General features: G+C 40.6%; 9 protein-coding genes. 5 read left to right on the forward strand and 4 right to left on the reverse strand.

The genetic code is table 11. The features are described from left to right. Positions 1-99: 99 nt before the first annotated feature. Both AACZ87_RS20870 and gltX read right to left on the reverse strand, forming a co-directional pair. Positions 100-303 (reverse strand): hypothetical protein, encoded by a 204-nt coding sequence (locus AACZ87_RS20870; RefSeq protein ID WP_283412301.1) that lies wholly within the window; start codon positions 301-303, stop codon positions 100-102. An 11-nt stretch (positions 304-314) separates the two neighbouring features. Continuing rightward, on the reverse strand, positions 315-1,853 hold the full coding sequence (gene gltX / locus AACZ87_RS20875; protein ID WP_339870020.1) for a glutamate--tRNA ligase: 1,539 nt from the start codon (positions 1,851-1,853) through the stop codon (positions 315-317). 374 nt (positions 1,854-2,227) lie between these two features. On the opposite strand from gltX, the gene mfd reads away from it, so the two are divergent. Further along, on the forward strand, positions 2,228-5,581 hold the full coding sequence (gene mfd / locus AACZ87_RS20880; protein WP_339870021.1) for a transcription-repair coupling factor: 3,354 nt from the start codon (positions 2,228-2,230) through the stop codon (positions 5,579-5,581). 177 nt (positions 5,582-5,758) lie between these two features. Then, positions 5,759-6,985, forward strand: a complete 1,227-nt coding sequence (gldJ, locus tag AACZ87_RS20885) for a gliding motility lipoprotein GldJ (RefSeq protein WP_339870022.1) — start codon at positions 5,759-5,761, stop codon at positions 6,983-6,985. A gap of 73 nt (positions 6,986-7,058) precedes the next feature. Here the strand turns inward: gldJ and AACZ87_RS20890 are convergent, their stop codons facing one another. Then, positions 7,059-7,664, reverse strand: a complete 606-nt coding sequence (locus AACZ87_RS20890; protein ID WP_339870023.1) for a DUF1684 domain-containing protein — start codon at positions 7,662-7,664, stop codon at positions 7,059-7,061. Positions 7,665-7,845: 181 nt separating this feature from the next. Here AACZ87_RS20890 and AACZ87_RS20895 point away from each other — a divergent pair, with 181 nt between their 5' ends. The 3 genes from AACZ87_RS20895 to AACZ87_RS20905 all read left to right on the forward strand — a co-directional run bounded on the left by AACZ87_RS20895 (position 7,846) and on the right by AACZ87_RS20905 (position 11,657). Continuing rightward, a complete protein-coding gene (locus AACZ87_RS20895; RefSeq protein ID WP_339870024.1) occupies positions 7,846-8,835 on the forward strand; it encodes an SH3 domain-containing protein in 990 nt (329 codons plus the stop codon). A 211-nt stretch (positions 8,836-9,046) separates the two neighbouring features. After that, positions 9,047-9,607 (forward strand): type 1 glutamine amidotransferase domain-containing protein, encoded by a 561-nt coding sequence (locus AACZ87_RS20900; protein ID WP_339870025.1) that lies wholly within the window; start codon positions 9,047-9,049, stop codon positions 9,605-9,607. A gap of 166 nt (positions 9,608-9,773) precedes the next feature. Then, positions 9,774-11,657 (forward strand): mucoidy inhibitor MuiA family protein, encoded by a 1,884-nt coding sequence (locus AACZ87_RS20905; RefSeq protein ID WP_339870026.1) that lies wholly within the window; start codon positions 9,774-9,776, stop codon positions 11,655-11,657. Between the two features lie 85 nt (positions 11,658-11,742). Here AACZ87_RS20905 and AACZ87_RS20910 read toward each other — a convergent pair whose 3' ends face one another. Continuing rightward, positions 11,743-12,966, reverse strand: coding sequence for an alkaline phosphatase family protein (locus AACZ87_RS20910; RefSeq protein WP_339870027.1), 1,224 nt, complete (start codon positions 12,964-12,966; stop codon positions 11,743-11,745). Positions 12,967-13,015: the final 49 nt, after the last annotated feature.

Here is a 13,015-nt window from a genome sequence, read left to right on the forward strand (position 1 = left end):
TTGAGTAAAACAGGAAAGGCTAGCCGAGTAATCGACTAGCCTTTTAAACTATCTACTTTTGAGACAGCCTCTTTGTACATTTGGTTACGAAAATTGACCTTAGGATTTCTTCTCCTTTTCATCAGATTTCAAATCGTCTCTGTCCTTTAATTTTTTGTCTTCCACATTCTTATTGAGAAACTCATTGATTTTGTCAATAGAAAAGGAAGAGGAAATCTCACCAAAGGAATTTATGTTCATCTTAAAGCCGTTCAAGTCTTCATGAACTTTTGGGTCTTCGTTTTTCTTTTTCTTCTTTGTCATAGCTTGTGTATTTAGCCGATTACTTCTAGAGTAGCTAACGCAAATCTGATTCGCTTGGCCACTTCTTCAGTCCCTAAAATAGCAAAAATCTCCATCAAATCAGGACCTGCACCTACACCTGTCACAGCCAAGCGAACCGCTTGCATTGATTTTCCTAATTTTAGTTCTTTTGCTTCGGCAGTTTCTCCAAGCAAAGCTTTAGCTTTTTCTGCATCGAAATCACCAGTGTGCCCTTCTAGTGTCTCTGCATAAGCAGTAAGGATTGTCACCGCATCAGCATTCCATCTTTTGCCTGCAATATCCTGATCAAATTTCGTAGGAGCTTCCACCACGAATCTACTTCCTTGCCAAATTTCTGCGGGGAAAGTCACGCGCTCCTTCATTAATGCTACCAAAGCTTCGGCTGTGTCCTGAATAATAGTTACTCCTTCTTTAGCGGCATCTGCTATCACATAGGGTGCTAAGTCTGCATTTGATTTTGCTCTCAAATACTGCTCATTGAACCACTTTGCTTTCGCGATATCAAACTTAGTCCCTGACTTACCGATTCGCTCTACCGAGAAAGCTTCGATCAATTCTTCCAAAGAGAAAATTTCCCGCTCATCGCCTGGATTCCAGCCAAGGAATGCCAAGAAATTCAAAAAGGCATCTGACAAATAACCTTGCTCACGGAAGCCAGCTGCCGTATCGCCATCTACCTTGTTTTCCCAATTCAGTGGGAAGACAGGAAATCCTAGCTTATCACCATCACGCTTGGAAAGCTTGCCGTTTCCGTCTGGCTTTAGCAAAAGAGGCAAGTGAGCAAATTCAGGCATGGTATCTTCCCAGCCAAAGAACTTGTAAAGCAATACGTGTAAAGGAGCTGAAGGGAGCCATTCTTCTCCGCGAATCACGTGTGTAATATTCATCAGATGATCATCGACGATATTTGCCAGATGGTAAGTTGGCATCCCGTCAGATTTCATCAATACTTTGTCATCTAGCGTAGCAGACTGCACCATCACCCAGCCACGGATCATGTCATTGAGTCGAACTTCTTCCTTGCGTGGGATCTTTACACGGATCACATAGGGTTCTCCTGATGCCAATCTTGCCTTCACTTCTTCTTCAGGAAGTGTGAGCGAGTTTTTCATCTGAGTTCTTGTGATGCTGTTGTATTGTGGTTGAACTACGCGCGCAGCGGTCAATCGCTCACGCATAGCTTCCAGTTCTTCAGAGGTGTCAAACGCATAATAGGCATGTCCAGCTTCTACCAAGTCCAGTGCATATTGCATATAGCTTGGCTTGCGCTCAGATTGTCGGTATGGTGCACATTCGCCAGGATTCCAAGGGCTTTCGTCAGGAGAAATCCCTAGCCATTCCAATGATTCTTTAATGTAATCTTCCGCTCCAGGTACAAATCGAGTTTGATCTGTGTCTTCGATTCTTAATAGGAATTTTCCGCCCATTTTGCGGGCAAAAAGGTAATTGTAAAGCGCGGTACGTACACCGCCAATATGTAAAGGCCCCGTCGGTGATGGAGCGAATCTTACGCGAACTTCTCTACTCATGGATTTTTATGTCAATACCCTCAATAGTAAAGCAGAGGGCTTGTTTTAGTTTACAGTCGGGGTGCAAAGATAGGGAATTGTAGTGGAAGCGGACCGTATTCACATATGTTACTAAGTTAAAAAAGCGTCTACTTAACCATATTTTCCTCAATGATATTTTATATAATTGCTACTAATCACTCATACTTCTTTCCACTTGAAGACTAATTAGCCATTTGAGATAAGAAACTACTTCAAATCGAGTTGTACTTTTTATTCTGAACTCTTATTGACTTCAGATGTTAATTAGCAGGGAAAAGCTGCTTTATATCAATCGTTGGAAATCATAAAGCACTAACTTTACCCCACCAACCTAGTATTAAAATCACAAGCTTTTGGATCGTCAGGATTTTCTTTCCATTTACCAATCAGACCCTATTTTTCAAACTATCGCCCATGAGATATCAAGTGGCGATAAGCTTACTCACCAGATAAAAGGACTATCTGGGAGTTTGGATATGGTGTTGTTTTCAGCACTTTATCAGGCCAAGGGTGGTTTTCATTTGATCGTGGCTCAGGATAAAGAGGAAGCTGCATACCTCAATTCGGATCTTCAGAATTTGCTGAATACGGAAGAGCACATGATCTTTCCTTCCAGTTTCAAGCGCGCATATCAATACGAGGAAATCGACAATGCCAATGTGCTGATGCGCTCGGAGATTCTGAATCTGGTGTTGGAGGAAAAGGGAAAATCACGCATCATCATTACTTATCCAGAGGCAATCTATGAGCGGGTAATCAACAAGAGATCACTCTTGGAGAATACCTTTTCTGCTAAAGTCGGGGAGCAAGTGGATATGGAATTTGTATCGGAAATTCTTGCCAGCTATGATTTTGAGCGGACTGAGTTTGTCTATGAACCTGGGCAATTTGCTATCCGGGGTGGGATTTTGGATGTTTTTTCATTCTCAAATGAAAATCCATACCGCTTGGAGCTTTTTGGAAAAGAGATTGAAAGCATCCGAACTTTCGATCCGGAATCGCAACTCTCTATTGCTAGCGTAGATCAAATTGCTTTGATTCCAAATGTTCAAACCAAACTTCTTCAGGAAGTAAGGCAGTCTTTTTTGGGATTTTTGCCTGAGCAGACGATTATCTGGATCAAAGATTATCAGCTGACACTTGATGTAATGGACGAATGTTTTCACAAAGCTTCTCTAGCTTTTGATCAGATCGTCAAAAAAACAAATAATACAAAAACAGTTCTCGGTCCTGGGGACTTATTTGATAAAGGAGCCGACTTTGCTACGCTTTCCACCAATTTCTCGCGAGTGGAATTTGGTAAGCAGTTTTACCTAAAGAATGCTAAGCAAACCACTTGGGAGTCGCAGCCGCAGGCTTCATTCAACAAGAATTTTGATTTGCTTGTCACCCAACTTTCAGAAAATGAAAAGAAGGGTTTTGTCAATGTTTTGACCGCTGAAAATGCCAAGCAAATCGATAGGTTGCTCGGTATTTTCAAAGAGTTGGATCCGACTTTACAAGTCCAAAGTATGCTTCTTGGCTTGCGCGAGGGATTTGATGATAAACAATCAAAAATAGCCTGTTTCACAGATCATCAGCTTTTTGAGCGTTTTCATCGCTATAAAACCCGAGATAAAGCCAGTAAATCCAAAGCCCTTACTATCAAAGAGCTGAAAGCACTACATCCTGGAGACTACATTGTTCATGTTGATTATGGTGTAGGTCGATTTGCAGGTTTGGAGAAAGTGGATGTAGCAGGCAAAATGCAGGAAGCGGTTCGCTTGATCTTCAGAGATGATGATTTGCTTTATGTGAATATTCACTCTTTGCACAAAATCTCAAAGTTTTCCGGGCAAGAGGGTACAGTACCTTCTATGTCTAAGCTTGGATCTCCGGATTGGGAAAACAAGAAATCCAGAGCCAAAAAGCAGGTCAAAGACATTGCAAAGGACCTGATTGCGCTTTATGCCAAAAGAAGGTCAGCGGCAGGATTTGCTTTTAGTCAAGATTCTGTTCTGCAAATTGAGTTGGAATCTTCTTTTATCTATGAGGATACACCTGATCAGGCTTCCGCTACACAAGATGTAAAATCGGATATGGAAAAATCTTATCCTATGGATCGCTTGGTTTGTGGAGATGTGGGATTTGGAAAAACTGAAGTAGCTATAAGAGCAGCTTTCAAAGCTGTAAATGATAGAAAGCAAGTTGCCATTTTGGTCCCAACGACCATTCTTGCCATGCAGCATTATCAAACTTTTAGTGAGCGATTGGAGAATTTCCCTGTGAAAGTGGAGTATATCAACCGCTTTCGCACTGCAAAAGAAATCAAGGAAATCATCGCTCAAGTAAAAACCGGAGAGATAGACATCCTTGTAGGTACTCATAGGATTGTCAATAAGGATATTGAGTTCAAGGATTTGGGTTTGTTGGTGATTGATGAAGAGCAGAAGTTTGGAGTGAAAGTGAAAGATCAGTTGAAAAATCTACGCTTGAATGTGGATGTTTTGACTTTAACAGCCACGCCAATTCCTAGGACATTACATTTTTCCCTCATGGGAGCAAGAGATTTGTCTGTGATCGCAACACCTCCTCCAAATCGTCAACCCGTCACCACCGAAGTTCAAACCTTTCAGGAAGAAGTGATACGGGATGCTGTTTCGTATGAACTGAGACGTGGTGGGCAAGTTTTCTTTGTTCATAATCGAGTGGGAGAAATTGATTCCATTGCCAATCTGATCATGAAATTAGTGCCTGATTCCAGAGTAGTTGGTGCTCATGGTCAGATGGATGGGAAAAAACTGGAAAAGGTCATGGTGGATTTTATTCACCACGAATACGATGTGCTGGTGTCTACTAACATCATCGAATCAGGTTTGGATATCCCTAATGCCAATACGATTATTATCAACCGAGCTCATATGTTTGGCATGAGTGATTTACACCAGATGCGCGGACGAGTTGGACGTAGTAATAAGAAAGCATTCTGCTATCTGCTAACGAAGCCTATGTCTGGCTTGACCGCAGAAGCAAGGAAACGTATGCAGACGCTGGAAGAATTCTCGGATCTTGGAGATGGATTTAAGGTGGCTATGAAGGATTTGGATATTCGAGGAGCAGGCAACTTGCTAGGAGCCGAACAAAGTGGATTTATCACCGATTTAGGGTTTGAAATGTATCATAAAATCCTCGATGAAGCTGTTCAGGAGTTGAAGGAAAATGAGTTTGCAGCTTTATTTGAAACCGATCTTTCGGAGAAGGTGAAGGTGTTGGTTCAGGACTGTACGATTGAGACAGATTTGGAATTACTGATTCCTGAAGAATACGTTGGAAATATCAGTGAAAGATTGGGGCTTTATTCGAAACTTGATGCGATCAAGAATGAAGAAGAGCTGAGTAAATTTTCCGCTATGCTGCTGGATCGATTCGGACCTTTGCCGGAATCTGTGGAGGATTTGATGGAAACGGTAAGATTGAGGTGGAAAGCGGAAAAACTTGGTATTGAGAAACTTGTGTTGAAAGGAAACCTGATGAAGTGTCACCTTCTTCCTTCTACCCGAGATGATTACTATTCCTCCGATATTTTCCAAAAAGTTATGCGATTTGCTCAGATGAATAGTAAACTTTGCAAAATAAAGGAGTACAAGAATCGTTTGATTCTTACATTATCGAATGTTTCTACGATTTCCAAAGCGCAGATCAAGCTAAAAGAAATGAATGAAGCCTGATTTTGAAATATTTTAATGGCATAAAAATTGCAGATTTGCCTACCGATTTTGTTGATTTTCTGGGATTTTGGTGGTTTTTTGCCAAATGGAATAAAAGGACTTCAACTCAAATCATTGGAAGTGCTTTACATTGCAATTATATTAGCACACTGAAAAAGACCTAAAACAATTAGAAATATGCGTCTGAGTAACAAATCATGGGGAATGTGGGTAGCAGCATTAGCGATAGCTGGAAGCTCTATTTTAACCTCTTGTAATAAAACTCCTGGCTATGGCAGAAGAACTGCAGATAAGCCTGGCAAAAAAAGTGCTACCACCGGAGCAGAGTTTAGTTTTGATGAAAACGATTCTACTCAATTTTTTGTAGCCAAAAATGCTGAGCAAATCCCAGGTCCAAACTTGAAGTTTATCCAAGGTGGTAGAGCCGTATTAGGTTCTCAGGAAGAGGATGTGATGGCTTTCCGTGATAATCAGGAAAGAACTGTAACCCTTGCCAACTTCTATCTGGATGAGACAGAAGTTACCAATAACGATTATAGAGAGTATCTTTTCGATATGGGTAAAAAAGTAAGTGCAGATTCACTTCTTAAACTTGAGCCTAAAGATAATGTATGGGCCGGCGGAGAAATGAGTTTCAATGACATGTACCAGTCATACTACTTCAGATTCCCAGGTTTCAACTTCTATCCTGTTGCAGGTGTTTCTTGGGTTCAGGCAAATGCCTACTCAAAGTGGAGAACTGAATATGTACAGGAAATAATCAGAAAAGAGAGAGAGATAGACTCCACATTTACTAAAAATCAGCTTATCGAAAGAGGTGTAGCCCTTGCGGATTATAGACTTCCAACAGAAGCTGAATGGGAATACGCCGCCAAAGCGATGATAGGTACTCAATACTTGGATGAAAATCAGGAATTCGGCCGAATCTATCCATGGGACGGAAGGGGTGTTAGAAATCCTTATAACGTAAAAAGAAAAGGTAAGCAAGGTGATTTCCTTGCCAACTTCAAAAGAGGTAGAGGTGATTACGGCGGAATCTCAGGTGGGCAAAGAAATGATGGAGACATTATTCCTACCAACGTCTACGATATGGCGCCGAATGATTTCGGATTGTACCATATGGCTGGTAACATGAACGAATGGGTTCAGGATATTTACCGTCCGCTATCCTATCAAGATGTAGATGATCTTAACCCGGTTAGAAATACAGGTATCGGTGATGAAGAAGATACCTACATGACTTCAATGCTTACAGATGAGTTGAGAGTTTATAAAGGAGGATCTTGGAGAGATGTAGCTTATTGGTTAGCTCCAGGTACAAGAAGATTTATGCATCAAGACTCAGCTACCAATCATATTGGTTTTAGATGTGCGATGATCTCCATCGGAGAGAAAGGCAACTAAGAAATAACGAATTCACGAAAAGCCCCACCAATTGATTTTGGTGGGGCTTTTTTCATGTAAATTCATTAATGCTCTATTTCGCTGGCTTCATCACGCCAGCATTGATTGCCACAGATATGTCATTTTCCTTTGGAGGAATAGGGCAGGCATATCCAGTTGCATACGCACAGAAGGGATTATAAGCCTTGTTGAAGTCCAGTTCTATTGTGGTGCCTGTAGGTATTCTCAGATCCATGTATCTTCCACCACCATATGTTTCTGCGCCATTGCTTTGGTCAGTAAACGGCAAGAAAAGATAGTCTATGTATTTTTCCTGAGTCCTGAGCTGATGACTTTGATAGATGTTTAATTGGTACTCTTTTCCATCCAAGGTAAAAGTTGCTATTCCATAGATATCGTAGTCTTTGATGGAATTGGCGGTTGTTTTCATTTGAAAGAGACTGGCTGGAGGAAGTTTTTCAAACTTAGCGGTCACATGATATTTCTGATCAATCGGAAAAAAATGATGTCCTTCGAACGCCTTTCTTTCCTGTGCTGTCAAAGGAGATTCTTCTGGGTTTTTAAACTCCTCATTCAGCTCATGCTGAAATTCGAGGATGGATTTCTCATACTCATTTTGAGCAAACAGACGGAGAGAAATTAGAAAAAGAGAACATGTGAAGAGAAGAAATGCTTTCATATAATGAAGTTCTTAGAAACTGTTGCAAAATATCAATAAGTTTTCAGAGTAATAAAGAAACTTACCAAAGTGAAATTTCAATTAGACTTAATGAGAAATTACAAGCTCTTCATTTTCAATGATTAATCTATTCTCGTTAAATTGATATCTAGAATTGATCACTTTTAACCTAGATACGAGTATGGAAAGCAAACATGGATTTTTGAAAATGAGTATTGCTGAATTTATCCCTTGGATTCAGTCTCAGCGTATTGCCCGAACCATTCTGACAGTTCAGCAACATCACACCTGGAGTCCTAACTATACCCATTTCAATGGGGAAAATCATTTCGATCGGCAGCTGGCTATGAAAAATCACCATGTGAGAAATAATGGCTGGAGCGATATAGGTCAGCATTTCACTACTTTTCCAGATGGTACTATTGTCACAGGAAGATCTCTGGAAGCTACTCCTGCATGCATTTTTGGTGCGAATAGAGATTCCATTTGTATTGAACATTTAGGCAATTTTGATAAGGATGGTGATAGGATGACTAATGAGCATAGAGAAACCATTGTCCAGATGACAGCGGCTCTTTGTGATAAATTCAGACTTCCAGTCAATACTTTGAGTATCATTTATCACCATTGGTTTGAACTCAGTACAGGAAAAAGAAACAATGGAATGGGCGGCAATAAATCCTGTCCAGGTACTAATTTTTTTGGTGGAAATAAGGTGGATGACTGCATGACTTTTTTCCTTCCTCTGGTGCATCAGGCGATTCAGGGTTCTCATCTCACTACCTCTCCTCCCGAAATCGAAAAATATGTAGCAGTGACAGCCAACTTGCTTAATGTCCGAACCGGACCTAGTGGGTCTGCTTCCAAAGCTCCAGATAGAGAAGCTGCTCAGCTGGGCGCAATTCTGAGAATATACGAGGAGTCCAATGGTTGGCTGAAAATATCAAATAGTCAATCGCACTGGGTTTATGGAAGATACACAACTGAGGTTCTAAGAGCTACTATCAATGCCAATGTGCTTCGGGTTAGGAGCGGTCCTGGGACAGAGTATCCAATCGTAGACAACCTGATGAAATCAGAAGAAGTCTTCATTTCCAAAGAATCAGATGGCTGGTGCAAAATGAGTTTGGAAGAAAAATGGCTAAGTAAAAGTTATTTGGATTTCAACTAATCTGGGTAAACCTTCCATCTAACTTTCCCGATATGTGAGTTGTTTTCTCATTTCGTGGAACTTCTTAAGTTGCTTTTGCTACCTAAACCCGTCTATCTAACAGTAAGACGGGTTTCCTTTTTTTGGAACATTCTTAGCTTCTATATAAGTGCTTCCAAACCGAAGCTGCTTTCTGGCAAAGAGAGTAATTGCCAACTTAACCACTAAAACTATGAGTTTATTAAAAGATGTAAGAGTAGCAATATTAGCTACGAATGGATTTGAAGAATCAGAATTAGTAGAGCCAAAACGTGCCCTTGAAAAAGAAGGTGCTGAAGTATTAATTATATCGCCGGAAAATGATGAAATCAAAGGCTGGAAGAATGGAAATTGGAGTGAGGCGATTAAAGTAGACGCACGGGTTGATCAAGTAAGCGCTACTGACTTTGATTCTTTGTTACTTCCAGGTGGAGTAATTAATCCGGATCTATTGAGAAGAGATATGGCTTCCGTGGAATTTGTAAAGAGTTTTTTTGCAGATCATAAGCCAGTAGCTGCCATCTGCCACGGTCCGCAGATGCTCATAGAAGCTGAAGTGACCAACGGCCGTACCTTGACTTCATTTGCCTCAGTGAGGAAAGACCTAGAAAATTCAGGAGCACATTGGGTAGATGAAGAAGTAGTCGTAGATAGCGGCTTAGTCACGTCTAGGAGTCCAAAAGATTTGCCCGCCTTCAATAAAAAGATGGTTGAGGAATTCCGGGAAGGAAAACACGCTGGACAAACAGCTTAATATACAAGAGCCCGAGTTATCGGGCTTTTTTTATTGGATGCTTTTCGTATTCAGGTAAAAGAAAACTATTAATACATCTGTTTTGAAATCTTAACATCGGAATTGTGAACACAGCATTTCAGAAAGCGTACTATTATTACGTTATTCATAGTTAAACTGCATTTATATGAAAAGACTTTCCTTTGCCCTACTGTTTTCTTTGTTCACCATGCTTGCTTATTCGCAGGAGATCAAGGAAACTTCTTTTAAATCCGAAATCCAAGAAGTCACGGTATTTCTCTCAGGTGCGCAGATTTTTGAAACAGCCTCTGGGCAAATTTCTGCAGGCGAATCATTTATTTTAATTAAGGGACTTTCTCCCTATGTGGATGAAAAGAGTATTCAAGTCAAAGGAATGGGTGATTTTACCATTCAGGCAGTTAATAAGCGCTTGGATTACCTCTCTGAGCAACAAACAGGGGAGAAAGTGAAAATGCTTCAGGATTCTATTTTGGCAATCCAAAGAAACCAAAGTATAGAAATGGCGCGCCTGGAAGTGCTAAAGGAAAAAACCAGTTTGCTAAATGCAAATAAGAATATCGGTGGAACTCAGAATGGATCGACTCTGACAGAATTGAAGCAGGCGATGGATTTTTATGATACTGAGCTGATGAAAATCAAAGCTGAGGAATTGAAAATACAAGCGAATCTTCAAAAGGAAAATGAGGAGATGAATAAGCTCAGCAATCAAATTGCTGCAATGCAGGAATCCGGTAATGAATCAACCTCCGAAATCAGAATTAGAGTGAAAACAGATCGAGCAGGTGTTGCCAACTTTGAAATCAATTACCTGGTTGCTAATGCAGGATGGTACCCAAAATACGATGTGCGGGTGAAGAATGTGAGTTCTCCTCTCTCGCTTATCTACAAAGCAGAAGTTTATCAAAATACCGGAGTTGACTGGAAGGACGTGAAACTGAGATTTTCCAACGGTAACCCAAACCAAGGCGGACAAATCCCTGATTTAGAAAAATGGGAATTGAATTTTGCCAGATTGACCACTTTCAATCCTAGGACTCAAAACTTCGGGTCAGTTTCTGGGAAAGTTGTTGATGCAGGTGACGGGGAAGGGATTCCTGGTGCAACTGTAATGGTGCGGGGCACAACAATTGGTACCGTCACAGATATAGATGGTAATTACTCACTTACCTTACCTTCTGGAGCCAGTCAATTAAGTGTTTCCTTTATTGGTTATCAGCCTAGGGATATAGCGATTAATTCCTCTAGAGTGAATGTATCACTTCAAGAAGATACTATGATGTTGGAGGAAGTTGTAGTGACTGGATATGGAACTCAGCAAAAAAAATCAATCACAGGAAGTGTTGCGACTGTTCGAATTCGTGGCACAAATTCAATGGATGCCATGGAAGCAAGCCCGCTACAGACTTCCGTAGTAGAAAACCAAACCACAGTAGAAATCGAAGTTGCAGAGCCTTATTCAATCAAATCCAATGGAGAGAAAACCTTGGTGGATCTGAAGAATTACCAAGTGGAAGCTTCTTATAGGTACTCGGTTGTTCCTAAGCTCGATAATGATGCATTCCTGATTGCTGAGATTGCCGATTGGAGTCAATACAGTTTGCTGGAAGGAGAAAGCAATCTATACTTTGAAGATGGCTATGTAGGCAGATCAATATTGAATGGGTCTTCATTGCAGGATACCTTGGAAATTTCAATGGGGCGGGATAGAAGCATTGTGATCCAACGGGAGAAAAATGATGAATTTTCCAAAAAGCGGGCAATTGGGTCTAATATCACTGAGAGTCGCGAGTACAAAATCACTGTGAAAAACAATAAGTCTCAGCCCGTGACGATCAATGTAGAGGATCAAATTCCTGTTTCTGTCAATTCTGATATTACCGTCGAGGCATTAGGACTTTCTGGGGGGAAATTAGATCCGAATACTGGATTAGTCACTTGGACGATAACTTTGCAGCCGGGGGCTCAGCAAGAGCTCAAACTTCAGTACGAAGTGAAATATCCAAAGCGGGAAAAAGTGATTTTGGATTAAGGTTGATGCTTTGGTAAATAGCTAAAAAGGGCTTAAACAATTAAGTTTAACCCCTTTTTTTAATGGTCAGAAATGAATGAACTCCTTATTTCACTATCCAATAATTCAGATAGCCAGATGGGGTTTCCAGTACCACTTTGAATATGTCGGACTGTGTCCCATTAAGGGAAAATGACTTCTTCTCATCGGCTAAATTGATCTCATCGACTAGCCAGTAATTATCTATGCCGCCAGTCTTGAAGTTATTTGTTGTTGATACCCAAACTCTTCCTTTTTCGCCTGTTGAAAGTGATTTCCAGGTCATTGAGATTTCTCCATTTTTCGATTCAGCTTTCAGTCCACTTGCGTCCACTGTTCCAATAAATGGTGTTCCGTCTAATTCCATTGCGATCTTCTTAGGGATGCTGAGTTCTAAATGATTTGCTATAGAAGGCAGAATGTCCACCATCTCTGGTGTTTCCTCAAAATGTGAATTGGTGTTTTTTGAATTGGTGACTATCCATGTGGCACGTTCTCTGGCGCTATGACCTCCGTGATCAAAACCATCATCAGTTCTTCCATGATCTGTAGTGATGACTATTAGCCAATCTTCTCCAAAGGTTTCTTCTCTGTATTGAATTGCTTCCCAAACACGTCCGATTTGGATATCTGCTTTTTTGACTCCGTCAATCATTTCAGGACTATTGCCAAAGCCATGTCCCATATCATCGGAATATTCCAAATACATCCAGGATAAATCTGGAGCTTCCTCAGAAATATAGCGGGCAGCTTCTTTGGAAACTGCTTCGTCTATTCTATGGATGTAAAATTTATCATCGTCATGAGGGAAATTCAAGCTATCCAGCTCCATTCCATCAAAATAATAATCAAACACAAAGTTTCCTGTTTGCGGTAAATTGGCTCCCACCAGTTTAGTTCTATTGTCTAGCCAAGTAGAGAAAATGGCCGTTTTCTTAGTTGGGTTAGCTTCTTTTAGTATTCTGAAAATTGTCCAGTAGTTATAATTCGGCGCCTTGATACTGTTTCCCCATACATTATGCTTATTCGCCCAAACTCCAGTTAATAAGGAATTATATCCCACTGCAGAAATAGTAGGCGTCTCAGAATATCCACCTACTTCACCTCCCATACTAGCTTTAGTAAATCCTCCAATTGCACTAATCTTGTCCATATTTGGAGTAGCAACTGAATCGATCACATCTGCAGGGATTCCATCTAGGATTACGAATAACACTTTTTTGGAGTTGGTTTGAGCAAAACTGTGAGATGCAAACAAGGCAACGGCTGCAAGCGTTAAAATTCTTTTCATTCTTGGCTATTTCTAAGAGATTCTAAAGTTACTCCCTAAAGTTAAAAAT

The organism is uncultured Algoriphagus sp. (assembly GCF_963974365.1).
GTDB lineage: Bacteria > Bacteroidota > Bacteroidia > Cytophagales > Cyclobacteriaceae > Algoriphagus.

Bases quoted from the DNA above. Each gene is read 5' to 3' on its own strand.
- AACZ87_RS20870 (WP_283412301.1), bottom strand. From the start codon at position 303: ATGACAAAGAAGAAAAAGAAAAACGAAGACCCAAAAGTTCATGAAGAC.
- gltX (WP_339870020.1), bottom strand. From the start codon at position 1,853: ATGAGTAGAGAAGTTCGCGTAAGATTCGCTCCATCACCGACGGGGCCT.
- gldJ (WP_339870022.1), top strand. From the start codon at position 5,759: ATGCGTCTGAGTAACAAATCATGGGGAATGTGGGTAGCAGCATTAGCG.
- AACZ87_RS20890 (WP_339870023.1), bottom strand. From the start codon at position 7,664: ATGAAAGCATTTCTTCTCTTCACATGTTCTCTTTTTCTAATTTCTCTC.
- AACZ87_RS20895 (WP_339870024.1), top strand. From the start codon at position 7,846: ATGGAAAGCAAACATGGATTTTTGAAAATGAGTATTGCTGAATTTATC.
- AACZ87_RS20900 (WP_339870025.1), top strand. From the start codon at position 9,047: ATGAGTTTATTAAAAGATGTAAGAGTAGCAATATTAGCTACGAATGGA.
- AACZ87_RS20905 (WP_339870026.1), top strand. From the start codon at position 9,774: ATGAAAAGACTTTCCTTTGCCCTACTGTTTTCTTTGTTCACCATGCTT.
- AACZ87_RS20910 (WP_339870027.1), bottom strand. From the start codon at position 12,966: ATGAAAAGAATTTTAACGCTTGCAGCCGTTGCCTTGTTTGCATCTCAC.